Source organism: Vibrio sp. V31_P5A7T61 (genome assembly GCF_009904895.1).
GTDB classification, from domain to species: domain Bacteria; phylum Pseudomonadota; class Gammaproteobacteria; order Enterobacterales; family Vibrionaceae; genus Vibrio; species Vibrio metschnikovii.
Window position 1 is genome coordinate 240,162 of sequence record NZ_WXWI01000025.1, and the last position, 26,827, is coordinate 266,988.

General features: G+C 43.8%; 22 protein-coding genes. 16 read left to right on the plus strand and 6 right to left on the minus strand.

Annotation, left to right across the window (positions count from 1 at the left end; genetic code table 11):
• The first annotated feature begins 205 nt into the window (after window positions 1-205).
• Complete coding sequence (gene hrpA / locus CAG58_RS05985) at window positions 206-4,129, plus strand: ATP-dependent RNA helicase HrpA (RefSeq protein ID WP_161426474.1); 3,924 nt, start codon at window positions 206-208, stop codon at window positions 4,127-4,129.
• A gap of 181 nt (window positions 4,130-4,310) precedes the next feature.
• Window positions 4,311-4,790 carry an outer membrane beta-barrel protein gene (locus tag CAG58_RS05990; RefSeq protein ID WP_072669170.1) on the plus strand — a complete coding sequence of 160 codons (480 nt, stop codon included), beginning with the start codon at window positions 4,311-4,313 and terminating at the stop codon, window positions 4,788-4,790.
• A 106-nt stretch (window positions 4,791-4,896) separates the two neighbouring features.
• Here the strand turns inward: CAG58_RS05990 and CAG58_RS05995 are convergent, their stop codons facing one another.
• Window positions 4,897-5,799: a LysR family transcriptional regulator gene (locus CAG58_RS05995; RefSeq protein ID WP_161426485.1), complete on the minus strand. Its 903-nt coding sequence runs from the start codon at window positions 5,797-5,799 to the stop codon at window positions 4,897-4,899.
• A 200-nt stretch (window positions 5,800-5,999) separates the two neighbouring features.
• Between CAG58_RS05995 and CAG58_RS06000 the strand changes: the two genes are divergently transcribed.
• Window positions 6,000-7,412 (plus strand): MDR family MFS transporter, encoded by a 1,413-nt coding sequence (locus CAG58_RS06000; RefSeq protein WP_161426473.1) that lies wholly within the window; start codon window positions 6,000-6,002, stop codon window positions 7,410-7,412.
• Between the two features lie 118 nt (window positions 7,413-7,530).
• Complete coding sequence (locus tag CAG58_RS06005) at window positions 7,531-8,019, plus strand: GNAT family N-acetyltransferase (RefSeq protein ID WP_161426074.1); 489 nt, start codon at window positions 7,531-7,533, stop codon at window positions 8,017-8,019.
• Between the two features lie 27 nt (window positions 8,020-8,046).
• Here the strand turns inward: CAG58_RS06005 and CAG58_RS06010 are convergent, their stop codons facing one another.
• Window positions 8,047-9,540: an EAL domain-containing protein gene (locus CAG58_RS06010; protein WP_161426073.1), complete on the minus strand. Its 1,494-nt coding sequence runs from the start codon at window positions 9,538-9,540 to the stop codon at window positions 8,047-8,049.
• Between the two features lie 502 nt (window positions 9,541-10,042).
• Between CAG58_RS06010 and hppD the strand changes: the two genes are divergently transcribed.
• The 4 genes from hppD to maiA are packed head-to-tail and all read left to right on the plus strand — an operon-like array spanning window position 10,043 to window position 13,906.
• A complete protein-coding gene (gene hppD, locus CAG58_RS06015) occupies window positions 10,043-11,116 on the plus strand; it encodes a 4-hydroxyphenylpyruvate dioxygenase (protein ID WP_161426072.1) in 1,074 nt (357 codons plus the stop codon).
• Window positions 11,109-12,251 carry a homogentisate 1,2-dioxygenase gene (locus CAG58_RS06020; protein WP_154170643.1) on the plus strand — a complete coding sequence of 381 codons (1,143 nt, stop codon included), beginning with the start codon at window positions 11,109-11,111 and terminating at the stop codon, window positions 12,249-12,251. The genes hppD and CAG58_RS06020 overlap by 8 nt, the downstream gene beginning before the upstream one ends.
• Window positions 12,248-13,264: a fumarylacetoacetate hydrolase family protein gene (locus tag CAG58_RS06025; RefSeq protein WP_158138486.1), complete on the plus strand. Its 1,017-nt coding sequence runs from the start codon at window positions 12,248-12,250 to the stop codon at window positions 13,262-13,264. The genes CAG58_RS06020 and CAG58_RS06025 overlap by 4 nt, the downstream gene beginning before the upstream one ends.
• A 3-nt stretch (window positions 13,265-13,267) precedes the next feature.
• Window positions 13,268-13,906, plus strand: a complete 639-nt coding sequence (maiA, locus tag CAG58_RS06030; RefSeq protein WP_161426071.1) for a maleylacetoacetate isomerase — start codon at window positions 13,268-13,270, stop codon at window positions 13,904-13,906.
• A gap of 23 nt (window positions 13,907-13,929) precedes the next feature.
• Here maiA and ugpC read toward each other — a convergent pair whose 3' ends face one another.
• The 4 genes from ugpC to CAG58_RS06050 form a co-directional block, all read right to left on the minus strand.
• Window positions 13,930-15,024: a sn-glycerol-3-phosphate ABC transporter ATP-binding protein UgpC gene (gene ugpC / locus CAG58_RS06035; RefSeq protein WP_186460191.1), complete on the minus strand. Its 1,095-nt coding sequence runs from the start codon at window positions 15,022-15,024 to the stop codon at window positions 13,930-13,932.
• 49 nt (window positions 15,025-15,073) lie between these two features.
• Window positions 15,074-15,916: a sn-glycerol-3-phosphate ABC transporter permease UgpE gene (gene ugpE, locus CAG58_RS06040; RefSeq protein WP_158138483.1), complete on the minus strand. Its 843-nt coding sequence runs from the start codon at window positions 15,914-15,916 to the stop codon at window positions 15,074-15,076.
• A gap of 23 nt (window positions 15,917-15,939) precedes the next feature.
• The gene (locus tag CAG58_RS06045) at window positions 15,940-16,821 is read right to left on the minus strand and encodes an ABC transporter permease subunit (RefSeq protein WP_004395223.1); all 882 of its coding nucleotides are present in this window, start codon (window positions 16,819-16,821) and stop codon (window positions 15,940-15,942) included.
• A gap of 118 nt (window positions 16,822-16,939) precedes the next feature.
• Window positions 16,940-18,232 carry an extracellular solute-binding protein gene (locus tag CAG58_RS06050; RefSeq protein WP_158143857.1) on the minus strand — a complete coding sequence of 431 codons (1,293 nt, stop codon included), beginning with the start codon at window positions 18,230-18,232 and terminating at the stop codon, window positions 16,940-16,942.
• Between the two features lie 229 nt (window positions 18,233-18,461).
• Here CAG58_RS06050 and CAG58_RS06055 point away from each other — a divergent pair, with 229 nt between their 5' ends.
• From CAG58_RS06055 to CAG58_RS06090, 8 genes are all read left to right on the plus strand, one after another.
• Complete coding sequence (locus CAG58_RS06055; RefSeq protein ID WP_004395225.1) at window positions 18,462-19,232, plus strand: MBL fold metallo-hydrolase; 771 nt, start codon at window positions 18,462-18,464, stop codon at window positions 19,230-19,232.
• A gap of 422 nt (window positions 19,233-19,654) precedes the next feature.
• Entirely contained in the window at window positions 19,655-20,833 is a 1,179-nt protein-coding gene (locus tag CAG58_RS06060; protein ID WP_004395226.1) for a methyl-accepting chemotaxis protein, read from the plus strand.
• 32 nt (window positions 20,834-20,865) lie between these two features.
• On the plus strand, window positions 20,866-21,234 hold the full coding sequence (locus tag CAG58_RS06065) for a response regulator (RefSeq protein WP_004395227.1): 369 nt from the start codon (window positions 20,866-20,868) through the stop codon (window positions 21,232-21,234).
• A gap of 10 nt (window positions 21,235-21,244) precedes the next feature.
• On the plus strand, window positions 21,245-21,559 hold the full coding sequence (locus CAG58_RS06070) for an STAS domain-containing protein (protein ID WP_004395228.1): 315 nt from the start codon (window positions 21,245-21,247) through the stop codon (window positions 21,557-21,559).
• Window positions 21,560-21,580: 21 nt separating this feature from the next.
• Window positions 21,581-23,719, plus strand: coding sequence for a chemotaxis protein CheA (locus tag CAG58_RS06075; RefSeq protein WP_161426286.1), 2,139 nt, complete (start codon window positions 21,581-21,583; stop codon window positions 23,717-23,719).
• A gap of 66 nt (window positions 23,720-23,785) precedes the next feature.
• The gene (locus tag CAG58_RS06080) at window positions 23,786-25,396 is read left to right on the plus strand and encodes a methyl-accepting chemotaxis protein (RefSeq protein ID WP_158143860.1); all 1,611 of its coding nucleotides are present in this window, start codon (window positions 23,786-23,788) and stop codon (window positions 25,394-25,396) included.
• Between the two features lie 9 nt (window positions 25,397-25,405).
• A complete protein-coding gene (locus CAG58_RS06085; protein WP_110166926.1) occupies window positions 25,406-25,927 on the plus strand; it encodes a chemotaxis protein CheW in 522 nt (173 codons plus the stop codon).
• A gap of 10 nt (window positions 25,928-25,937) precedes the next feature.
• Window positions 25,938-26,777 (plus strand): CheR family methyltransferase, encoded by an 840-nt coding sequence (locus CAG58_RS06090; protein WP_161426287.1) that lies wholly within the window; start codon window positions 25,938-25,940, stop codon window positions 26,775-26,777.
• Window positions 26,778-26,827 lie beyond the last annotated feature (50 nt).

The window sequence follows — 26,827 nt, forward strand, 5'->3', positions numbered from 1 at the left end:
CTTTCTATTTTAGCGGCCAAATGACAATAAAACTAAACCTTCTTGCATGCAATGGGCCATAAACGAACAATTAATCATCGAAATACATTTTTTACTGGTTAACGAGCCGAATCAGCAGGATTGGCTTAATACGAATTACCGATCGACCAACAAGTTTGTGATACAATTCGGCTAATTTTATGCAAAGAAAAGAATAGGTAACGCTTTGACTCAGTCACAGCCTCACTCAGAAAAAAATACGATGGCAAAAGCCAATACCGTCAAGTCATTGCAACAAGCGTTGCAACAGTGTTTGATAAAAGACCGTTTTCGTCTCAATAAGCGGATCATCGGTGCCAGTAAAATTGTTAAAGAACAAGCAAGAACAGCCGTCTTTGATGAAATAGCGCTGGATATTGCTCGTTCAATGATGGTGGTTTCGCAGCGAGAAGCGCAAAAGATTACTATCGAATACCCAGAACAGTTACCCGTTAGTCAAAAGCGAGATGATATTGCGCGGGCAATTGAGCAGCATCAAGTGGTGATTGTCGCAGGGGAAACTGGTTCTGGTAAAACCACTCAGTTACCGAAAATTTGCGCTGAACTTGGACGCGGCAAATATGGGCTGATTGGCCATACCCAGCCACGCCGTTTAGCTGCTCGCTCGGTAGCGAATCGTATTGCTGAAGAGATGCAGTGTGAGCTCGGCGGAGTGGTTGGTTATAAGGTTCGCTTTAACGATCAAATCTCTGAGCAAACCCAAATCAAATTAATGACTGACGGTATTTTACTGGCAGAAATTCAACATGATCGTTATCTCAATCAGTACGACACGATCATTATTGATGAAGCTCACGAGCGCAGTTTAAACATTGATTTTATTCTCGGTTATTTACGCCAATTATTACCCCGTCGTCCTGATCTCAAAGTGATCATCACCTCGGCAACCATTGACCCTGAGCGATTTTCTAAACACTTTGCTAATGCGCCGATCATTGAAGTGTCAGGCAGAACCTTTCCGGTAGAAACGCGTTATCGTCCACTAGTGGCAGAAACGGACAGCGATCGCGATCAACTCGAAGGTATTTTTGACGCAGTGGATGAGCTGTGCCTTGAAGGTTTAGGGGATATCCTGATTTTCATGAATGGTGAGCGGGAAATTCGTGACACTGCTGATGCGTTGGCAAAACGTAAGTTACGAGATACCGAGATTGTACCTTTGTATGCCCGTTTATCCTCTGGCGAACAAAATAAGATTTTCCAACCCCATAGCGGCCGGCGGATCGTACTTGCCACCAACGTGGCGGAAACCTCGTTAACGGTACCAGGGATCAAGTATGTTATTGATCCGGGCACCGCGCGGATCAGCCGTTACAGCTATCGCACCAAGGTGCAACGTTTACCGATTGAACCGATTTCTCAAGCCAGTGCTAACCAACGTAAAGGGCGCTGTGGGCGTGTCGAAGAGGGTATCTGTATCCGTCTGTACTCAGAAGAGGACTTTTTATCTCGCCCTGAGTTTACCGATCCGGAAATTCTGCGCACCAACTTAGCGTCAGTCATTCTACAAATGACCGCGCTAGGCTTAGGCGATATCGAGGCGTTCCCATTTGTTGAAGCGCCAGACAAACGCCATATCCAAGATGGCGTTCGCTTGCTGGAAGAGTTGGGGGCAATGAACCCTGAGATCAGCGACCCGAAAAAACGCCTGACCACGATTGGCCGTCAGTTGGCTCGTTTACCGATTGACCCACGTTTAGCGCGAATGGTGTTGGAAGCGCCGCGGCTCGGTTGCTTAAAAGAGGTGATGATCATTGCCTCAGCGTTATCGATTCAAGACCCAAGAGAAAGGCCGAGTGATAAGCAGCAAGCCTCGGATGAAAAACATCGCCGTTTTGTCGATGAAGACTCGGATTTTGTTACCTTAATCAATCTGTGGCATTACTTACAAGAGCAGCAAAAGGCCTTGAATAGCAATGCTTTTCGTCGTCAATGTAAACAGGACTATTTAAATTATTTGCGCGTTCGTGAGTGGCAAGATGTTTATTTCCAAATTCATCAATCGATGCGTGAAATGGATTATAAGCTCAACGATCAGCCGGCAAATTATGACAGTCTGCACAGCGCCATTTTGGTGGGTTTGCTGTCACACATCGGCAGTAAAGACGCTGAAAAAAATGAGTATCAAGGGGCTCGTAACGCAAGATTCAATATCTTCCCAGCTTCTGGTTTATTTAAAAAACAGCCAAAGTGGGTGATGTCGGCAGAACTGGTCGAAACCTCGAAACTGTGGGCGCGGATTGTCGCCAAAATTCAACCGGAATGGATTGAGCCTCTTGCTAAGCACTTGATCAAGCGTAGTTATAGCGAACCACATTGGTCGAAGAAAAGTGCCGCGGTGATGGCGTATGAAAAAGTGACCCTTTATGGCGTGCCTATCATTGCCAAACGAGCGGTCAATTATGGGGCGATTGATGTGCCATTAAGCCGCGAGATTTTCATTCGCAGTGCTTTGGTGGAAGGTGATTGGCAAACCAAACACGCTTTCTTTAAGCAAAATCGCGCTTTGTTACTTGAGGTCGAGGAGTTAGAGCATAAATCTCGTCGCCGAGATATCTTGGTGGATGATGAAGAGCTGTTCCAATTTTATGATCAACGAGTTGGCGCAGAGGTAGTATCTGGACGTCATTTTGATGCTTGGTGGAAAAAAGCCAGCCATGATAACCCAGACTTACTCAATTTTGAAAAAGAGATGCTGGTTAAAGGCGATGCCAGCCATATCACCGAACTCGATTACCCTAATTTCTGGCACCAAAACGGAATTAAATTAAAGCTCAGTTATCAATTTGAACCGGGCATTGATAGTGACGGTGTAACGGTGCATATTCCTTTGCCGATCCTTAACCAAATTGAGCCGCAAGGCTTTGATTGGCAAATTCCGGGTTTACGTCATCAATTAGTGGTCAGTTTGATTAAATCGCTACCGAAAACGCTGCGTAAGAACTTTGTGCCAGCGCCAAACTATGCTGATGCTTTTCTAGCGCGCGTCACACCGTTAGCAATGCCATTACTGGATGCGCTGGAAAAAGAGCTTAAGCGGATGACAGGCGTGGCTATCGAGCGTGAAGATTGGAATTGGCAGCAAGTACCTGATCACTTAAAAGTGACCTATCGGGTGGTGGATCATCGTCATCGGAAACTCAATGAAGATAAAGACTTATACGCATTGAAAGAAAGCTTGAAAGCCAAGGTTCAAGAAACCTTATCGCAAGTGGCGGATGATGATATTGAGCAGAAAGATCTCCACACTTGGTCGTTTGGTGAGCTGCCGAAAGTTTACCAGCAAAAACGTGGCGGTTTTGAGGTTAAAGCCTATCCGGCGTTGGTGGATAATAAAGACAGCATTGAAATTAAGCTATTTGAAACGGAAAGTGAGCAGCAAACTGCGATGCAAGCCGGACAAAGACGATTAATTTTGCTTAATGTGCCATCACCGATCAAATACTTACACAGTAACTTGCCTAATAAATCCAAGCTTGGCTTGTATTTTAACCCTTACGGTAAAGTGCTGGATTTAATTGATGATTGTATTGCTTGTGGCGTTGATAAGCTTATCGAGCAGCATGGGGGCATGGTTTGGCAGCCAGAAGCCTTTGAAGCGCTGAAAGAATATGTTCGCGCTGAACTGGGCGATACGGTGGTCGAGATTGCCCAGCAAGTAGAAACCATTTTAACCACCGCGTACAACATTAATAAGCGTTTGAAAGGTAAAGTCGATTTCACGATGGCTTTTGCTTTATCGGATATCAAAGCACAAATGGAAGGGCTGATTTTTAAAGGTTTTGCCACCGAATGCGGTTGGAAAAAGCTGGCGGATATTTTGCGCTACATGAAAGCGATTGAAAGGCGGCTGGAAAAGCTGCCGGTTGATCCCAATAAAGATCGCTTGCATATGTTGAAAATTGAATCGGTGGTTAACGAATACAAGACCTTATTGAATAAAATTCCGAAAGGAGTAGCTGTGCCTGAATCGGTCAAAGAGATCCGCTGGATGATCGAAGAGCTAAGAGTGAGTTATTTTGCTCAGCAACTTGGTACGCCTTATCCGATTTCAGATAAACGAGTCAAACAAGCGATTGATGCCTGTTAGGCAAGCTGCAAGTCTCCGCCCATCGGGCGGCGACTTCAAATGATAAGCGGATATATTATTGATCTTTATTCACTATCTGTCCTTTCGTTCCTTGAGGTGCGGTGAAGATGATTCTATAATTTCTGGTAATGCATAACATTGGCTTAGCAGCAGCGGCCAGACAACTATCAAAAGGTTAATTATGAAAAAAACGTTACTTGCCCTCGCGCTATTGGGAGCCTCTTCTGCAGCAATGGCAGATGCTTTGGTTTACGCTGGTGCATCGGTTGGCCAATCTGATTACCGTGGTGATAGCAGTACGGCTTATAATTTGCATGTTGGAACCGGAATTCTGCCATTTTTTGCGGTTGAAGGTGGTTACACAAAATTAGGCGATTTTAAAATTAACGGTATTGAAACCTCTGCTTCAACCATGTATGCCGCACTAAAGCCAAGCATTGATTTTGGTCCTTTACATATTTATGCGCGTGGTGGTATCCATTCATGGAAAACAGAAATCAACAACAGTAAAGATGATGATGGTTTCGATATCATGTATGGCGTAGGCGCTGAATATTTTATTATGGGTCCTTTTTCGGTAGGCGCAGGTTACCATCGTTATACTCTCGACAAGAAAGACGTCAGTGTGCTTTCCTTTAACGCGACTTTCCATTTTCTATAATCGCTTTAGCGGTTAGTCGTCAAATCGGTTTATCGCTCAGTTGATAAACCATCGATAACGCCCTTGGAGGTTGTGTTTTTCTCCAAGGGCGTTTTATTCTCGTCAATTATGTATTTAACCAATGACTGAACGCCACTCTTGGCCAATGTGCATTGATGTAGTCAATAAAAGCTTGGGTCCTTTCTGGTAAGAATCGCCGTTGAGGGTGCAGTAAATAAACATCAGCCCCTTCTATATCCCATTCTGGCAATAAAGGAACTAATTGCTGTTGCGTCAGTTCTTGGCTAATCAATCCTTTCGGTAAGCGAGCGACTCCCATATCTAGGAGCGTCGCTTGTAAAATCGTATCTAACTCTTCTGAACTTAAGCGAGCTCGCGGGGTAAATTGAAATTGTTCTCCTGTGAGCCGATGTTTAAACACCCAAGCCTGTTTGGTATTCAGCGTCAGTAGCGGTAATGTTTGCAACTGTTCAGGGTGATTTAAGGTTAAGGTAGCGGCGTAACTGGGAGTCGAGCAGAGCTGCGATGGATTATTGGCTAGCTTACGAGCGACCCAATCGGAATGTGGCTGAGGACCAAAACGCAAAGCGATATCAATATCGTGACGCGTGAAGTAATCCATTCCCGCACCGACTTGAAAATGGATATTAACGTTGGGATGTTGCTGACAAAATTCTAATGCAAGTGGGCTCAGTTGATGACGTAAGGGGATAATCGGTGCATTAATGACAATCGTGCCACGATATTCTTGTTTGGCACGTAAGGCGATTTCTTGTTTCGATTCGATTTCAGCGAAGAGCTCGGCATAGGTTTCAAATAATTGTTCACCTTCTTTGGTTAAAACAATTTCTTTACTACTACGGATCAGCAAGATGCTACCCATATCATGCTCTAATTGTTGGATTCGGCGACTCAGAGTGCTGCTGGAGAGGGCTTTTTGCTTAGCGGCTAAGGCGAAGCTACCGCAGCGTACCACCGTAATAAAAAGCGCCAGATCGTCTAATTTCATCATAATCCCATATTTGCAATTGACGATCCCATTCTATCCTATTTTAGATGGAATGATATTCAGTTATCTTATAGTGATGCGCGATAGGCTGCGCTTTCTTCAATCTTGAGTTACCGAAGCGGCGCACCCTCTGCGCTCATTCGCTGATCACTTACCCATAACGTTATGTTGTATTGGTATCGTTTAATACCAGAGGATTTATGTCAACCGATTCGACTTATTCATCCAACCCGAAAATTATTTTTGCCAGCGTCGCACTGGTGATTGCCTTAGGCTCTTTAGAAAAAAGTATTGTCACCACACCTTTGGCTTTGATTGGTCAGGAGTTATCCGCTGGAAAATCCCTTACTTGGGTGATTACCGCTTATTTATTGGCTGCGACAGCGGTACTGCCGGTTTATGGTAAGTTAAGCGATCTGTTTGGTCGGGTGCGCATGCTCAATATCAGCATTGTCATTTTCATGATTGGCTCAGCACTCTGTACGTTTGCGATTGATTTGCCGAGTTTAATTGGTGCGCGCGTGATTCAAGGCATTGGCGGTGGTGGCTTAATTGCGCTGGCCTTTACCGTGATTGCCGATTCGATTCCAGCGCGTGAAGTGGGTAAATATCAAGGCTATATTTCCGCGGTATATGCGGTATCGAGTATTGCTGGGCCACTGTTAGGCGGTTATTTTGCTGACCATTTAACGTGGCGCTGGGTCTTTGGAATCAACTTGCCCCTTGGCTTGGTGGCATTGTGGATGGTCAATCGTTACCTCAGCCACTTGAATAAACGTCGTAATAGCCGCTTTGACTGGCTTGGTGCCGGATTATTGATGATCGCCACTACCATGTTGCTAATGTTGCTTTCATCGCACTCGTTTATGCCTAATGGCTGGGGGGCGTTTATTTTATTAGCTAGCCTTGTCATGCTTGTATTGGTAGAAAAACGCGTTAGCGATCCTATTTTACCTGCTCGTTTAGCGCGTTTGCCCAACTACTTAACCGCCATTATGTTAGTGATGGGATCGCAAATGTTGATGTTTGCGCTGTTAGTTTATCTACCTTTGCAACTGCAATGGCAGAAAGGACTTTCTCCATCACAAAGTGGCGTCGTGATGGTAATTTTTATGTTTTGTATCACGGCGGGCGCGTATGTCGGCGGTAAGCTGGTCGCTAAGTTTGCTCGCTATAAATTGTTAGTGGCATTAGGTTTTGCTTTGGCGATGATCGCGCTATGGCAAATTCACTATGATATTTGGGTTAATTTCGCGCTCGGTTTTGCAGGAATTGGACTTGGGTTAACTTTGCCTGCACTCAGTGTTGTCGTGCAAAGTGTTTTGCCTGCTCGCGATCGTGGGATTGGCATGTCGTTATTTAATTTTGGCCGTGAGCTAGGCGGAGCGTTAGGGGTTGCATTTTGCTCGGCGTTATTCTATCTACGAGTTCCCCAAGACGTGACAGTCAGTGAACATGGTGCTGAACAAGCGCAAGTCGCGACTCATGTACTCGCTCAAGGCTTTAGCTTGGTTTATATCGGGATGAGTGTTTTAGCGCTTTGTGCCATGTTGCTGACCATTCTCAAGCTGCGTCGTGATGCATTAACCCTTAAGGCACCAGCCACAGAGTAGGGCTATTCACTTTTGTGATGCTAACCAATACGCCTAACACTAATCGGTGTTAGGCGTATTTTTTTTTACCTTTATTGGATAGAATTCAGAGAGTTTTTATTTCTGTGATGGCAACATTATGTCAGCGATTATCCTATCAGCGGCTCAAGTCGATGATTTAGAAGTACTCAATCAGTTGATGTTTGAGTTACATGACGAGCATCACCGTGCTTGTCCAGCTTATTTCAAAACCGCTCATGAGATTGAGCAAGAGAAGAGTATTGCCCGTTATATAGATGATCCGGAATGTTTGGTTTACGTTGCTAAACAGGGTTCTCAGATCGTTGGTTTTATTACTGGGCATTTTTGTGAGTTAATTTCGAGTGTCAGTCAGCCCATACCGATGGGCAGTATTGATGAGCTATATGTTGTTCCCTGTTATCGTCAACAAAGGGTCGCAGCCTCACTTCTTGCTCATTTAGAGCAGACATTCGTTGAGTATGGCGTCAAAGAAATGTTTGTTGAGGTGTGGGAGTTTAATCAAACGGCGCAACATTTTTATCAGCAAGGGGGATTTGTTCCGCATATACACTGGTTGCGTAAATCCCTATCACAACAGAAGGTGTAACCTTGGTGTTGTTCTGGCTGGTTTTCATTAGGATGTCGATGATTTCCCCTTTGTTATTGCCGAAAGATCGAGAGGTTTAGAGTAGAAATACCCTTGTTGATATTGAACCCCTTTGTTGGCAAGGTATTTGGCTTGAGCGGCATGTTCCACTCCTTCCGCGACGATATTGACCTTAAGCTGATGAGCCAGCTCAATAATGGTATTTAAGATCGGTGCACTAACTGATTGCACGCCAATTGAATCAATAAAGCATTTATCGATTTTTAAATAATCGAAAGCAATATGTTGCAGGACCGATAATGAGGTTTGTCCTGTGCCAAAATCATCAATAGAGATCATCACACCAGCTTGCCGTAATTCTTGTAAAATAGTTTGTCCTTTTTTATCCAGCAGTTGGCGTTCAGTAATTTCAACCACCAACTGAATTCCTTGAGCAGCAAGATGACTGGCACAAAGGATTAAACGATGAATATGCTTTTGGTGTGAAAGATAGCAAGGTGGAACGTTGATACCAAGGTGTAATTGCTGATGGTTAGGTAAATGCTGAGCATCTTTTTGAGCTTGGTTAATCACATAATCGGTCACTTTATTGATTAAGCCATACTCTTCTGCAATTTGAATAAACGTATCGGGTTTAACAAAACCTAATTTAGGGTTAATCCAACGCAGTAACGCTTCATAGCCGACCACATTTTGTTTCTGACTGTCGATGACAGGTTGATAGACTAAAAACAGCTCGTGTCGTTCTAATCCTTTCTTTAAATCATCTAATAAGCTCGTCCGGCCGGTGAAAAATAAAAACAGAACATAAATGAATAGTGAAAGTGCAATCGAGGCCGGAAGGGCACTCAGTAGATAAAAGGTTATCTGTTCAGTAACAAAAGAGTCACTAGCGACAATTTGTAACGTAAAAAGCTGCTTGGCCGATGTGACCTTTACGTTATGTTGTTTAGTGATAAATTTACTATTAGCTGGGTAGTATTGATTACCGACCTTGACGATTAATTGAGCTATGCGAGTGTCGGTGTGATAACCGAGACGAGCTTGAATATAACCTTGATCGACAACAGAAATGGCTCCACGATAGGGATTGTTTTTATCGGCATCAATCACTAATAAAGTGCGCATGGCTGGATCGTTTTGTAAGTCAAAGAAGCGTTCTTTACTGGTGACAATGCCATCGGGATAATAGTCGCTGATATCTGACTGCATCTCTCCCCGTTTGGATGAACAAACAATTTGTTGATCTTCAACGATCAACATTTCACGCAGTAAACTTTCAAATAACAGGTCTTCTTGAATCTGTGCGCAGCTTTTATTGCTGTATAACGCTTTGGCATTTTCATCATGGAGATCAGCAATCAGGCTATCGATACGTTTGGCGTACGAATCGGCAATGGTGTTTAACTGGCTATTAATGCTCGTGACGCTGGTATAGTAAGCGTAAAAAAAAACGATCGGAATAGGGATAAGACAAGCAGATAATATTTTTTTGAGCAGGACTCTTTTTTTATTTTGCAATGCTTTTTACCTGTATTTCTAACTTCGTCTTAAATTTGAAACGGATTGTGCATAGATTGCGCATTATAGAGCAAGCGTGCTGAGGTACAAGGCATAACTCATCGAAGATATCGTTTTTTTATGCGGACATATAACCTCATTAATTAAAAGTAGTATTCAGTCATTGATTTCGCCAATCGGTTATTCGTTGGTGGCATTAAGACGACATTAAAAAAATAACTCTTCATTAGGTTTAATCGACCGTTAACTACTTCATTTTTTACACCTGTATAAATATTTATACTCACTAAACTCTGCTCTTTCGAAGCATGTTTACCTGCAAAATGACCACTACATTGATGAGACACTGAGGACGTAAACGGATTATGGTTGTTTAATGTAATAAAAGTGTTACATTTTTGGTGTTTTTTAGAGAGGGAGATAGGTATCTGCTGATCGTTGCGACTTTATTGAATCGTGCCATGGTTAATAGAGATTTCGACCCTATAAAGGAAACCTAGACATGACATCAATAAGTAACCCTCTTGGTACCGATGGTTTTGAGTTTGTTGAATACACGGCAGCGGATGCACAGGGGATTGACGCACTAAAACAGCTGTTCACTTCTTTAGGTTTTGCTGAAATCGCGAAACACCGCTCTAAACAAGCTTGGCTATATCGTCAAGGGGATATCAATTTCATCATCAATGCTCAACCTCATAGTCAAGCGGCTGATTTTGCAAAGCTGCATGGCCCATCGGTGTGTGGAATGGCATTTCGGGTTAAAGATGCAGCAGGGGCATTACAACATGCCTTAAGTTGTGGAGCCGCAGCTTATCAAGGTGAAATAGGACCGATGGAATTAAGCATTCCAGCGATTTATGGCATCGGTGACAGTTTGTTGTACTTTGTTGACCGCTATGGTGATAAAAGTATCTATGATGTTGACTTCTTGTTTTACGATGATGCAGAGCAGCGTTTGCAACAAAAGCAGGTTGGTTTATGTGAAATCGATCATCTTACTCATAACGTAAAACAAGGCAATATGGATAAGTGGGCTGGTTTTTATGAACAGTTGGCGAACTTTAAAGAGATTCGATATTTTGATATTGAAGGGAAATTGACTGGCTTGGTTAGCCGTGCAATGACCTCACCATGTGGAAAAATTCGTATTCCAATCAATGAATCGCGTGATGATAAGTCACAAATTGAAGAGTTTTTACGTGAATACAATGGCGAAGGGATTCAGCATATTGCCTTGAGTACCACCGATATTTATCACACTGTGCGTACGTTGCGAGCGCAAGGTATGGAGTTTATGCCAACCCCAGATACCTACTATGAGAAAATCAATTCGCGCGTTCCCGGTCATCATGAATCCGTTGATGAGTTACGCGAATTGCGGGTATTGATTGATGGTGCGCCACTCAAAGATGGTATTTTACTGCAAATATTTACCCAAACCGTTATTGGTCCAGTCTTTTTTGAAATTATTCAGCGCAAAGGCAATCAAGGTTTTGGCGAAGGTAACTTCAAAGCCTTGTTTGAATCGATAGAAGAAGATCAAATTCGTCGTGGAGTGCTAGATGATGCATAAACCGTTTACGTTTCCTCATCGCGAAGGGGTGTTTTCGAAACAGGCTCATGCGGATTTTCCTGAGCAAGCGATCTATGAGCGAGAAGCTGGGCGCAGTGGTTTTTTTGGCGCTGCGAGTCACTTTCATCATCAGCATCCCCCCACCGCATGGACCGAATGGCAGGGCGATTTACGGCCAAGAGCATTTAATTTAAATCACTTGAGCCACTCTGAACAATTATCCCCTTGGTCTGTTCCTCATTTGCTGCATAACCAAGAGGTGAAAATCCGGGTCTGGCAGCTTAGCCAACCAATGACCCAATTGGTGCGTAATGCGGATGGCGATGAATTATTATTTGTTCATAAAGGCAGTGCCGAGCTGTTTTGTGATTATGGCCATATGACGATTCATGAAGGGGATTATGTGTTAATTCCTCGCTCAACGACTTGGCGTTTAGACCCTAATGAACCGCTGTTTTTGTTGATGATCGAGAATACGGATGCCGCTTATGCGTTACCAGAAAAAGGCATTGTTGGTCAGCACGCTCTGTTTGATCCAGCGGTGCTTGAAGTGCCGAGTATTAATACACGTTTTCAGGCGCAGTACTCAGAACGCACCACGCACGTTGAAGTTAAACGGCACGATCAAGTGAGTGTGATTACCTATCCTTTTAATCCCCTAGATGCGGTAGGCTGGCATGGCGATCTGGCGGTGCTGAGGCTCAATTGGCGAGATATTCGACCGCTAATGTCCCATCGTTATCATCTACCGCCCTCTGCACATACCACCTTTGTTGGGCAAGGATTTGTGGTCTGTACGTTTGTGCCAAGACCGATTGAAAGTGACCCTGGTGCGCTAAAAGTACCGTTTTATCATAACAATGACGATTATGATGAAGTACTGTTTTATCACGCGGGTGACTTTTTCAGTCGCGATAATATTGAAGCTGGGATGGTGACCTTTCACCCTGCGGGCTTTACTCATGGCCCTCATCCGAAAGCGTTTCAAGCCGGATTAAAAAACAGCAAAACGTTTACCGATGAAGTGGCGGTAATGATTGATACCCGCCACGCCCTGCAATTTAGTGACGCGGTTAAAGAAGTAGAAAATCCTCAGTACGTTTATAGCTGGAAAGAGCACAAGGATACGCCATGAAGTTAGCGACGTTAAAAAATGACACACGGGATGGTCAATTAGTAGTTGTTAGTCGAGATTTACAGCGCTGTGTGGTTGTTGATCACCTCGCTTCAACACTCCAACAAGCACTCGATAATTGGCAAAAAGTGGAAGGGCCGTTACAAGAGATCTCCCAAGCTTTAAATGCCGGCCAGCTTACTCATACCGTACCGTTTGCAGAACATCACTGCGCCTCGCCGTTACCAAGGGCATTTCAATGGGCAGATGGCTCAGCTTATGTCAACCATGTTCAGTTAGTTCGACGTGCTCGTGGAGCCGAATTGCCAGAGAGTTTTTGGACTGATCCGCTGATGTATCAAGGGGGATCGGACAGTTTTCTGGGGCCACACGAACCTATCCCACTTGTTGATCCCCAATGGGGATTAGATTTTGAAGCTGAGGTGGCTGTCATCACCGATGATGTCCCTATGGGGATCACAGCGGAGCAGGCAGGGCAACATATTCGCTTAGTCATGCTGGTGAATGATGTCTCTCTACGAGGGTTAATTCCCAATGAATTAGCCAAAGGTTTTGGTTTTTTCCAATCGAAACCAAGCTCAGCTTTTTCTCCGGTGGCAGTGACTCCTGATGAATTAAACGATGCGTGGGACGGCGCTAAGTTATCTTTACCATTATTGTCGACTTTTAACGGTCAGTTGTTTGGCTGTCCGAATGCAGGGGTCGATATGACCTTTGATTTTCCTCAGTTGATTGCCCATGCAGCGAAATCTCGCCCTTTATGCAGTGGCACGATTATTGGTTCTGGTACCGTCTCAAATAAGCAAGGCACGGAGTACGGAAGTTCAATCGGTGAAGGGGGTGTCGGTTATTCGTGTATTGCCGAGTTACGAATGATTGAAACCATTCGTGATGGGCAACCCAGCACCGCTTTTATGCAGGTCGGTGATACGATAAAACTTGAGATGCTCGATCATCAAGGTAATAGCGTATTTGGTCGTATTGAACAAACGGTGATTGAATCAGGGAGATAGATGATGAGTGAGCTGAAATTATACGGCTACTGGCGCTCATCGGCAACGTATCGGGTGCGTCTGGCTTTAGAAATTAAGCAACTGAGTTATCAACAGTTTCCGGTTGATCTCATCGCTCAAGGTGGTGAGCAACACAGCGAGGTATTTCATCAGCTTAATGCGAGTGAATTAGTGCCAGTGTTAGTTGATGGCGATTTCGTTCTTAATCAATCACTGGCGATTATTGAATATCTTGATGATCATTACCCGCAGCCGCGTCTTATTCCTGTCTCAGGTGAGGCAAAATACCGTGTGTTGTCGCTAGCTCATGATATTGCAATGGATATTCATCCATTAAATAACCTAAGGGTTTTACAATATTTATCACAAAACCTTGCTGTGGATGAGCCCAAAAAAACGCAGTGGTATCAACATTGGATAGCGGTAGGTTTTCGCGCCATTGAAGAAAAGCTGACTATAAGTGCAGGGCAATATTGTATCGGCGATGCACTTTCTCTGGCGGATATCTGCCTGATACCTCAAGTGTATAATGCGGAGCGCTTTGCCGTTGACATGAGCCTTTATCCAAACATCATGCGTATTACCAATACGCTGCGTGAGCGAGCTGATTTTCACTCAGCCGCACCGGAAAGCTGCCGCTGAGTGAAGCGTTTAACTTAGGATGATTAAGCGATAGCTCGCTGAGCTAATGAGGTAGGGCATAAGCGCTTCCCTTGTTCATCAAACAGATGCAGGTTATCTATGTTGATCGATAGGTTAAGTGTTTGATCAATATCTACATTCATTTCAGGTGTTACCGCAATAAAATCGCTGAGTTGAGTTAACCCAGCGATTTTTCCATGCACCAATTGATTGGGACCAAGTGGTTCAACGACACTGATTTGTAAGCGTAAATTCAGAGCGTTTTCACTGCTCGAAAGACCAGCATGCTCAGGACGAATACCTAGGGTTAATGATGGAGCGCTGAGTTGTTGATAGTGCGGTAGATAAATTTTTTGATGACCAACCTGTAAATAGCCGTTATCGAGTGTTGCGGGGATAAAGTTCATCGCTGGGCTACCAATAAAACTCGCCACAAAGGTACTCGCCGGTTGGTGGTAAACTTCTTTTGGGCGACCGACTTGTTCAATTTTTCCTTGGTTTAAGACCACAATGCGATCGGCTAATGTCATCGCTTCTACTTGATCGTGGGTGACATAGACACTGGTCACCCCGAGTTTGCGTTGCAGTTTTTTTATCTCTAAGCGCATATGCGCGCGTAACGCCGCATCGAGGTTGGATAGTGGCTCATCAAATAAAAACAGCTGCGGATCGCGGACAATCGCGCGTCCCATTGCGACACGTTGACGTTGACCACCAGACAGTTTGGCGGGTTTGCGATCTAAATACTCTTCAATTTTGAGGGTTTTAGCGACGTGATTAATTTTTTCAGCGATGGATTTTTTATCCACCCCACGATTTTTTAAGCCATACGCCAAGTTATCGTAAACGCTCATATGAGGATAAAGAGCGTAGTTTTGAAATACCATCGCAATATCACGTAGCGCAGGTTTTTCGTTATCCACTCGGCGACCGGCTAGATGGATTTCTCCCCCGTTGATCGACTCAAGTCCTGCAATCGAACGTAGAATTGACGATTTACCACAACCTGATGGTCCAACTAAAACGATGAATTCGCCCTCATTAATTGACAAATCAACGCCTTTAACTGCTTGATGACCATTTTCATAGGTTTTGACTAACTGTCTGATATCCAACATAACATTGTCCAGTTTTTGTGGTGAGGTTGGGGTGACTAAATGCATAGAGTTATTTTTCACTTTCGACTAATCCTTTAACAAACCAGCGTTGGAAAATGACCACGACGAATACCGGCGGCAGCATGGCTAAAATCACCATGGCGAACGCGTAGTCATAACGTGGTAAACGAGTTTCATTAATATTATTGAGAATTTGTTTAATGCCCATCACGATGGTGTTGTATTGCTCATCGGTGGTCATCATGATGGGCCATAAATACTGGTTCCATCCTACGACAAACATAATGATGAAAATGGCGGCGATCATGGTTTTCGATAGCGGCAGTAATACGTCGATGAAGAAACGAATCGGTCCAGCATTATCGAGCTGTGCTGCCTCCATCAATTCATCTGGAATCGTTTTAAAAAACTGACGAAAGAAAAAGGTTGCAGTAGCCGAGGCAATCAAAGGCAAGATAAGCCCTGTATAACTATTGAGCATTCCTAGGCTTGAAACGACTTCATAAGAGGGGATGATTCGCACTTCTAACGGCAATAAAAGCGTGACAAAAATAAGCCAAAACCAGAAGCTGGCATAAGGCAGCCGGAAATAGACCAAAGCGTAAGCCGCGATCATCGAAACCAAAATTTTCCCGATCGCAAAACCCAGCCCCATGATCATCGAATTGGTGATCATCGATTGCGCGGTAATATTGCCCGAAAATCCGTGGCTTTTGTGCCACGCTTCTTTATAAATAGCCAAAAATTGATCGCCCATTCCCCACTGCAAACCTTCACTGATGATGGTGTTGGGATGATGAGTCGAGCTGGCAAAAATGAGCCAGATTGGCACTAGCATAAATAAGGCTCCGGTGATCAAAATTAAGTGATCGAATAGGTTATTACTTTTCATTTTGCTTCCTTGGATATAAAACCTTAATAATGAACACGTTTTTCAACCACACGGAACTGGATAAACGTCAGCCCGAGAACGAGCAGTAATAAGATCACAGATTGTGCTGAACTGCCGCCTAAATCCGCCCCAACAAATCCATCACGGTATACCTTATAAACCAAAGACGTTGTTGAACCTCCTGGCCCGCCGTTGGTCATGGTATCGATCACGCCGAACGTATCGAAAAAGGCATAGGTGAGGTTAATCACTAAGAGAAAAAATCCGGTTGGGGCAAGCAAAGGAAAAGTAATGGTCCAAAAGCGTTTGGCATCACTGACGCAATCGAGTGTTGAGGCTTCTTTAACGGCATAAGAAATGGACTGTAATCCGGCGAGAAAGTAGATGAAATTGACGGAGACCTGTTTCCATACAGAAACCAAAATCAATGCGAAGGTTGCATCAAACGGATTGGTTTGCAGGCTAAATTGCCATCCAAACATCGCAAAAAGATCCGTTAATAGGCCAATGTGGGGGTTAAACAAAAAACCACCGATAATTCCGGCTATCGCAGGAGCGACGGCATAAACCCAAGTTAAGCTAACCTTGTACGCTCCTTGACCATGAATGATATTATCTGCTTTGACCGCCAGTAGCAGAGCGATGGCGAGTGATAAAAAGGAGACCACGATAGAAAACAGTAAAGTGAAGCTCAGCGATTTCAAATATTCATGGGATTGAAACAGCATCTGATAGTTTTCAAAGCCAATAAAAGTAGAGGACATTCCCCACGGGTCTTCCAGCATAAAGGAAAGATAAATCGCTTTTGCGGCCGGATAGAGAAAGAAAATCGCGATAATCACCATTTGCGGAGCTAACAGCAAATAGGGTAAAGGAGTGTGAGAAAATTGTTGTCGACGTTCCACGGTTATTTCCAGTCATAAAAAATCGTGCTGAAGAGTACGGCTATCTTCGCCGTACTCTTCAATAAGCGAGACTCAAGCGACGAAACGTCGGTTTGAAGTCTGTTGTAATCAACGAGTGTTATTGCACAGTGCGAGCAAAACGTTGCAGGAGATTTTTACTTTCGTCTTCGACTCGTTTAAGGCTATTTTCTACCGAAGAGCGTCCAGCAAAAATATTGTCGAATTCACGGTGCATGACTTCACGTATTTGCGGATAGAAACCTAAGCGATAACCTTGTGTCCATTCACCGGAAGGTAGGCTTAGCTGTTTTACGCCCACTTCTGCATCGGGATAGGTTTGATAATAGCCTGAGGCTTTGGTTAGGCTATAAGCGGCATTGGTGACGGGTACATAACCAGTCGATGTGTGCCAATTCATCTGTACTTCAGGCTGAGTAAGATAAGTAAAAAAAGCCGCGACGGCATTTTCTTCTTCTTTAGTATGACCACTTAAAGCAAACAGAGCGGCGCCGCCAATAAAAGTATGAGTGCCTTCAGCGTTTAATTTTTCCCAATGTGGTAAGTAGGTAGTACCTAACTCAAACGGGACTCTATCGCGCAGCCCACCGAAGGAACCTGATGAGCCCATCCACATCGCCACTTCTTGGCGTTCAAAAGGCGTTTGGTTGGCATCCCAGTTACTTCCGTAATATTTGAAGTAGCCCTTATCTGACCATTCTTTAAGTTTATTAAAATGCATCAGCATATCTTGTGAATTAAACATCAGCTGTGATGAAAGAGAGGCATAGCCATTGTGCTGATCAGAGAGCGGCAAGTTATGACGAGATTTGAAGTTTTCAAACATAATCCATGGCGTATGCGATTGTGAAAAAGTAACGTAACCTTTTGCTTTTAGTTTTTCGGCTAAGACTTCAAGTTGTTCATAAGTTTGTGGTGCCGTAGCTCCAACTTTATTTAAAATATCTTTGTTGTAATACAGAACGGGAGTGGAACTATTGAAGGGCATACCAACCATTTTGCCTTTATTGTCCGCATAGAAATTACGCACACCAGACAGATAATCTTGAGCATTAAATGAGTAACCGGCATTAACCAGAATATCTTGTACTGGTTTTGCAACGCCAGGGACATTCATAATCGTTGCGGCTCCCGCATCAAACACTTGGAGAATATGCGGTGATTGACCCGCACGAAATGCAGCAATGCCTGCGGTTAAGGTTTCGGTATAGTCTCCTTTGTAGATAGGAGTGATGGTATAGTCCTTCTGAGCGGCATTAAAATCTGCTGCAAGTTGGTTGACTGATTCTCCCAGTTGCCCTCCCATTGCATGCCACCAAGTGATTTCGGTCGCAGCAAGAGTGTGTCCAGAAAAAGTGGTTGCCATCAGACCCGCTAGCCATAGCTTGTGCATTGTATTTCCCTTAATTATATAAAGTTGGAGTTAACATAGTGGTTCGCTGAATAGGGTGGCGGTCAAATATTTCAATTTAATGTAATGTTTGTTTCACTTTGATTTTGTTCTGGTTTGTTTTTTGTAATGCGCCACAGATAACATTTTTGTTGGTTTTTTGTTTATTTATTGTTTCTTTGAGTGGTATGGTTAGTCTTCTTGCCTTCAGGACCGACCAGTTAGAGTATTTGTGAAAATTCATACCCTTCGCGGCCATATCCAAAATTTATATTTGGTTGAATATCCAGATAGATTAATGCTATTGGATGGAGGATGTCGTGCTGATGTGTCTCTGATACTGGATTACATTACTGCTCAATTAGGTCGCTCAGTGAGCGAACTTAAGGTGGTGGTGGTCACTCATATGCATCCTGATCATGCTGGTGGTGCGCACTTATTGCGGCGTAAAACCGGCTGTAAGATAGTCTCTGGTGCGCAAGTGGGTCATTGGTATCAAGGTGGGTTAGGGATTGTGATGTTTTGGGCTGATTTAGCTTTGGCGCATTGGATGGCAAAGCGCTTGGGTAAACCAAGGCGTCGTTTATGGTTTCCTCGTAAATTACGTGCGGATCATCAATTAATGGACGGTGAAGCGATTCCTGGGTTTTCTGAATGGCAAGTTTTAGAAACGACAGGACACACCGATAGAGATATCTCTCTCTTTCATCCACAGCAAAGTATTTTGTATGTCGCCGATTTGATCGTCGAAGTAAAAAAACAGCTGATCTCTCCTTTTCCTATTTTTTTTCCCAAACAGTATCGTCGTTCGGTTGCGCGGGTATATCAGCTCAATCCGCAGCGTTTATTGCTGGCTCATGGTGGCGAAGCCATCCTTGATGATCATGCCTATCAACATTTGATGGATACCACACCAATCACGCCCGCCACCCACTGGCGAGTAGTAAAAATCAAACTTAAGCGTTTTCTGTTTACCCCGTTAGCTCATTTGTTTCCTCGTTGATATCCCCTTCCAACTTAAAGCAGCGGTGTTGGCTACCTTCGTTCACCCCAATCACGTCGTTTGCCTATGCTCATGGGGATTCACTCACTTGCCGCCTACCTGCAACTTTCAGCCGTTTGGGTATAGTGGGTTGAGCTTTAGTTTGATCTTCATATCATCCACACCATCGACAACAATCCTGAATTCACCCATCTGGCACACTTTTCTCAGTAGTAATAGATAACTTTATCTACTTATCCGAGTTGGTAATGTTAAATCAATTCCATTATTTGCGTAGTTGATATCTGACTGCTACTTTTTAATTGAGCCTTATTTTGTTATGCGCCTAAGTGCTTTTTGGTGTTGATGGGTTGGTTGTAACAGATAAGCTCTCTAATAATAATCATAATTTTACGTTAGTTCGGCATAGGATAACTGCACATATGTTAGCGCTCAGGCTTGTTCCTCTATTCATGCCTGCCCTAGTGTTATCGGGCATGGTTGTGATCTATTCGAGTTTACCTTTATACATCAGCGCGTTGCTGGTATTGGCTTCCATTGCCAGCCTTAGCTACGTCGCTTGGAATTATGAATCGTACATTCAAACCGTCAAACAGCAAAAAAAACAAATTGAACACCTCTCGGCGTTACAGGAGTCTCAATTAGAGTCCTATCACTCGTTAGAGCCCCTGTTTATCGAATCATTACCCGTCTGGGCACGACATATTGATTCCGCTAATCAACATCTAACCGATTCAGTTTCAGAGTTGAGCCAGCAGTTTTCTCAACTGGTCGAGCGGCTCAGTCATACCTTGTCTCTCACCGGAGTGAACAGTCACGGTAAAGAGCAATCGGTAACGGAAGAAATTCATCAATGTCGTAGCATGCTTAACAATGCGGTAGATGCGCTACGGGCTGGGCAAACACTAAGACAGCAAGTATTGAGTGAGATGCGTGAATTAATGAAATACACCACATCACTGAAAAAAATGGCTGGAGAAGTGGTTGGTATCGCAGATAAAACCAATTTATTAGCCCTCAATGCCGCGATTGAGTCCGCGCGAGCTGGAGAAGCGGGAAGAGGCTTTGCTGTGGTTGCCGATGAAGTGCGTGGTTTATCTCAACAATCAAGAGAAACCGCGAGCAAGATGACAGAGCAAGTGAATAGCGTTAATGCTGCTATCGAGAAAGCCTGTGAAATGGTTGAACAGGTTAATAAAGATGAAACTGAGCAAATGAATAACACCGAGCAATGCATTGATGAAGTTATCAACCATTTTCAGCACATAGTGCAAACGTTAGATGAACAAGCTCAAGGGCTCACTGAAGATGCCCAACAAGTCAAAGAGACGGTGACACACGTGATCATTCGCCTTCAGTTCCAAGATAGGGTGAGTCAAATTTTAGAGCAAATTACTCGTAATTTAACCGAGTTAGGCGATGCCATTACGTTAGTTCAACAAGATAGAAATCATCCGATTGTCGGACAATTATCGCCGCAAAAATGGCTCGATAAAATGAAGAGTAGTTACACCATGATTGAGCAGCATCAAGTTCATACGGGTAAAAAATCTACTCATAGTAGTAAACCAGAAGTGCAATCTGACATTACCTTTTTCTAACGAACAGCAAACCATAAGCAGGAGGTTTGAGGATGAGTAAAACAATTTTGGTTGTCGATGATTCTGCAGCCATTCGTCAAGTTGTTAGCCTTGCTCTAAAAGGCGCGGGTTACCAAACGATTGAAGCCATTGATGGTGCTGATGCGCTAAGAAAAATTCAAGGCGTTAAAGTCCACTTGGTGATCAGTGACGTCAATATGCCCAATATGGATGGATTGACCTTACTAAAAGAACTGAAAAAACAACCTGCGACCAAATTCACGCCCGTGATCATGTTGACCACGGAATCGGAAGCCTCGAAAAAAGATCAAGGCCGTTTAGCGGGCGCGAAGGCTTGGGTAGTGAAACCGTTTGTGCCAGATCAAATGTTGGCGGCGGTGAATAAACTGATGCCAGCTTAGGAGTTAAGGTATGCAGATCCTCGAAGAAAATGATCAACACGTCAACATTGAGTTATCCGGCGAGTTAACGATTTATCAAGCGCAGGAAATGTATGAGTTTTTGACGCCATGGGTTATGAAGCCGATTGATTTATTGATTGATGTTACGCGCATTACTGATCTTGACACCAGCGCGATTCAATTATTAGTAATGGTCAATAAAGCGAAACGAGAGCAACAGCAGCAATGTTTGTTACTGGTAGAGAATCCTTTGTTTATCCAAGTGATGGCTAAATTAGGCGTTAATGCCCTTAACCATAATTTGGCATTGCAGCCCAATACGTAATGCGCGAATAGGAGTATAAACATGGATCCGATGCTGTTGGCTGCACTTGAAACCTATTACACCGAAAGCCGTGAATTATTAGAAGGTATGGAGCTGGATTTACTCGAGCTTGAAGCAGGTAATCATCAAGATTTAAACGAAAGACTCAATGCTATCTTCCGTGCTGCGCATACGGTTAAAGGCTCGGCAGGTATTTTTAATCTTGATGCGATTGTCCACTTTACACATAAAGTAGAAAACCTACTTGACCAGTTACGCTCAGAGCAATTGGTCTTGACTGGTGAAGTGATCAGTCTGTTGTTTCGCTGTCGTGATCATATGCTAACTCTGCTCGATGAAGCGCAATTTGAGCAGCAGCATCACGCGGATAACCAGCAAATCAGTGAAACACTGATTGAACAATTAAACGCGTTTCTTGGTGAGCAACCAGACGTGAAAACCAGTGAGGCACCAATCAAAGACAGCGCTCCACTTACGGTAGAGGCTCAGCGTTTTCTATGGGTAAAGTTTCCGAAAAGTGCTTTACAGGATGGGATGGATCCGCTGTCCTTTTTTGCTTATTTAGCCAAATTAGGCCAAATCGAACAGATTATTTTCGATGACAGTGACTTACCCCAAGAGTGGGCAGACTTTGACTCAGAAAATTGTTACTTGAGTTGGCAAATAGCGCTCAATAGTGATGCTCAAGATGAGGAAATTTTAGCGGTTTTCGAATTTATTCGGGACGAAGGCGAGGTGTATTTATTTTCCGCCAATCAGTGTACTCCGGCCTTACTTGATGAGTTACAACAGAAAGGTATGCACAATCTTGAGCATTTTCAAGCCTGTGGCTTACAACTGGATCTTTTGTCTGAGCCGTTGATTGACGCTGAGTCACCGATTGAAGTGCAAAAAGACTCCGATCAATCCATCACTCAAGCTAAGCCAGTTAAATCGGACGCTGCCGTGGCAAAATCAGCGGCGAATGAAACGGTAAATCGTGAACAAAAAAGCTTGCGTGTTGATGCAGAAAAGCTCGACACGTTAATTAACTTGATTGGAGAGTTGGTCACCGCTGGAGCGGGCTGCGCTTTACAAGCCAGCAGTCATGCTGATAGCGCAATGCAAGAATCGGTCTCTCGGCTCAATGGCCTATTAGAAGAAGTCAGAGATGCGGCATTAAAGTTAAGAATGGTACCGATTGGCAATACGTTTATCCGTTTTCAACGGGTCGTACGCGATGTTGCTAAAGAGTTAGGTAAAGAGATCCAACTTGATATTCATGGCGGAGATACTGAGCTTGATAAATCGGTGGTCGAGAAAATCGGTGACCCGCTGATGCACCTGATTCGTAATGCCATGGATCATGGCATTGAAATGCCTGAGAAAAGGCGAGAGCAAGGCAAAAATCACTCAGGACAAATCACCTTAAATGCCTACCATGATTCAGGCAACATCGTATTGGAAATTATCGATGATGGTAAAGGACTTGATGCTGAAAAACTGCGTTTAAAAGCCATTGAAAAAGGGTTGATTGATGAGCACTCGGTATTGACCCGAGATGAAATGTATCAATTGATTTTTGAACCGGGTTTTTCTATGGCGCAAGAGGTTTCTAATCTCTCGGGACGAGGGGTTGGCATGGATGTGGTGCGTCGAAACATCAATGAATTACGTGGTCGAGTCGAGATAGAAAGTGAGCTATCGATTGGCACCACAGTCCGTCTAATTTTGCCATTAACTCTGGCGATCATCGATGGGTTCTTAATTGAAGTCGGTGATGAAGAGTTTGTTGTACCTCTTGATGCAGTTAAAGAGTGCGTAGAGCTGCATCACCCAGTGACCAAGCAAGGGGTAAAGGTCAGCAGTCACCTTAATTTGCGCGGCAGCGTTTTACCACTGATTGATTTACGCAAACAGTTCAACTTAAGTAAGCAAGCGCCTCGTCGACAAAATGTGGTTGTTGTACAAACCGGTGGGCAAACGGCTGGATTGGTGGTTGACCGATTATTGGGCGAGTTACAAACCGTTATTAAACCGCTCGGACCTATTTTTGAGAATATCCAAGGGATCAGTGGCTCTACTATTTTAGGGAATGGGGATATTGCCTTGATTTTAGATATTCCTGGTTTAACGCAGCAAATGATTCAACAAGAATCACAACAATTTGCGCTGCATTAATATCGACAGCGCACAAGGTATCAGATTAAGCGCATAATGCGCGTCACCGCTATAAGGAATCTGGCAATGTTTAAGGATCTATCAGTAAAAATTAAGCTCAGCCTACTCATTGGTTTGTTAGGTGTGTTATTAATCGGTGTTGGTTCGGCTGGCTTATATGGCATGAGCAAAATGGTTGATGGATTGAGAAGTGTTTATCTTGATCGAACCATTCCGATTGGTCAGTTAAACGATATTAAAGTTCGTTTCTTACAAAATCGGATTGCAATGGCATTTGCTCAGTTGTATCCCGATGATGAGAATATCAACGCTCAAGTCAAGAACGTAGAAGATAACTTAAAAGTGATTGATCAAATCTGGTCTCGATACATCACGACGACGTTAACCGAGGAAGAAGCTCGGTTGGTCAATCAGTTTCAGCGCGACAATAAAATCTTCATTGAGCAAGCCATTGAACCTACATTGATTGCATTAAGAATGGGGGATATTGCAACTGCCACCTCATTGGCATTGGAAAGGGTTCGACCTTTATATCCCCCCGTTGCTCAGTCTTTGGATCTATTGGTTGATTTGCAAATTCAAGAAGCAGCAGCGGAATATAATAGAGAAAGTACATTGTATGAAACGCTACGTTTGGTCTCCATCTCTTCGATAGCGGTTGGACTGATTTTGGCTTTCAGTTTCGGAATTGCTTTAATTCGGGGAATTTGTGGCCCATTAGAAAAAGCGGTCCATCTATCTCAAGAGTTGGCGAAGGGCAACTTAACCACCAAGCTAGAAGCAACTAGTAAAGATGAAATGGGGCGTTTGCTTGACTCCATGCAGCAAATGGTTCGTAAGCTATCTAGTATTGTCGGTGAAGTGAATGGGGCAAGTAATGCATTGGCTTCTGCGTCAGAGCAAGTCTCAGCGACGGCGCAAAACTTAAGTCAGGGTGCGAGTGAACAAGCGGCGAGTGTTGAAGAAACCACCTCTTCAATTGAAGAAATGTCAGCCTCTATTGCCCAAAATACTGAAAATGCCAAAGTAACCAACGGGATTGCCAGTAAAGCGGCTTTAGAAGCCCAAGAAGGCGGCAACGCGGTGGGCAAAACAGTGGCCGCAATGAAGTCAATAGCAGAAAAAATCAGCATTATCGACGACATCGCTTATCAAACCAACTTGCTGGCTTTGAATGCAGCGATTGAAGCGGCTCGGGCTGGTGACCACGGTAAAGGATTTGCTGTTGTGGCGGCAGAAGTAAGAAAACTTGCCGAGCGCAGCCAAGTGGCTTCGCAAGAGATTGGTGAAGTGGCGAAAAATAGCGTTGCCTTGGCAGAGCAAGCCGGAAGTTTGTTAGAAGAGATTGTCCCTTCGATCCAAAAGACCGCTGATCTGGTTCAAGAAATCAACGCGGCATCTATGGAGCAAGCCACGGGTGCATCACAAATTAATCAAGCGATGGAACAACTCAATAGTGTCACGCAACAAAGTGCATCAGCATCCGAAGAGTTAGCCTCCACGTCCGAAGAAATGAGTAGCCAAGCTCAGCAGTTACAACAATTGATGACCTTCTTTAAGACCGATGAGCGACAAGTGAAATTGGCGAGTAAAAAACAGCAACCCTCCGCCAAATCATCGCCTGAAGCCTCAAGAGTCACTCAAGACGATGATGATTCGGACTATGTACGTTTTTAGGAGAATCGTATGATGGGACAGTTAGCGACACCCAACTTGGCAACCAGTATCAACGATCAGCAATATTTAACCTTTCTGTTGAACGGAGAGATGTATGCGTTTGCGATACTTAATGTCAAAGAGATCCTCGAATACGGAAAAGTAACCCCGATCCCTCGTATGCCTAAATTCATTCAAGGGGTGATCAACTTACGTGGTGAAGTGGTTCCAGTGATTAATTTGGCACATCGCTTTCAAATTGAGGCTCGCGCGATCACGAAACGAACCTGTATTGTGATTATTGAAGTCGATACCGATGATCAGCGCCAAGATTTAGGGGTGCTGGTGGATAGCGTGTCAGAGGTGATTGATATTCCGATGAGCGATATTCGTGCTGCGCCGGCTTTTAGTTGTCAGATACGGACAGATTTTATCCGCGCGATGGCTCAGTTACAGGATAACTTTGTCATCATTCTCGCGGAAGATAAAGTGCTATCGGTTGATGAGCTCGCTATGGTTGATAAAGTAGCCAAGGAACTCGGTAAGAGCTAAGAGGTGTAAGATGTCTTTTCTTGAATCTGTGTATACAGAATGTCAGCCACAGCTATCGGACGAGACATTCATTCGTTACCAACGCTGGTTATATGAAAAAGCGGGGATTTCCCTTAACGTAACGAAAAAATCCTTGGTCATTGGGCGTCTTAATGTTCGCTTACATCAACTTGGCTTAAAAAGCTTTGATGCTTATTTTGATTTTTTTGCTTTAGCACCGGATAGTGCTGATAAAAAAGCAGAGCAACAGGTGGTGATTGATTTACTCACCACCAATGAAACGTACTTTTTTCGCGAAGAGGCACATTTCACTTTCGTACAACAAGAGGTGATCCCCAACTATTATCCCCAAACACTGCGTTGCTGGAGTGCGGCAAGCTCATCAGGGGAAGAAGCTTACTCTCTGGCGATGCTATTAATGGATAACAATCCACGACCTTGGCAGATAGTAGCGACCGACATCAACAGCCGAGTTCTCGCACAAGCGAGTAGCGGAATTTATCCCTTATCTCGCAGTAGTAATATTCCGTTGCACTATTTACAAAAATATTGCCGTAAAGGCGTCGGTGCGAAAGCCAATACATTTAAAGTGATTCGTTCTTTACGTGATCGGGTCACTTTTCAGCAGGCTAATTTGCAAGAGAGCTTAGCTCGATTTGGGCATTTTGATCTAATTTTTCTGCGTAACGTGATGATTTATTTTGATGCAGCGTCGAAACAAAGAGTGATTGATAATATCCAGCGTCAGCTTAATCCTGGTGGTTACCTGTTGATTGGTCATGCTGAAACGTTGCAGTCGATTAAAGCGCCATTAAAGTTAATCAGTCCGTCGATTTATCAAAAACTATAAGAAATCAAGATGCTAGTGGTTAACTATACTTTAACGTTGATGATTGCTCT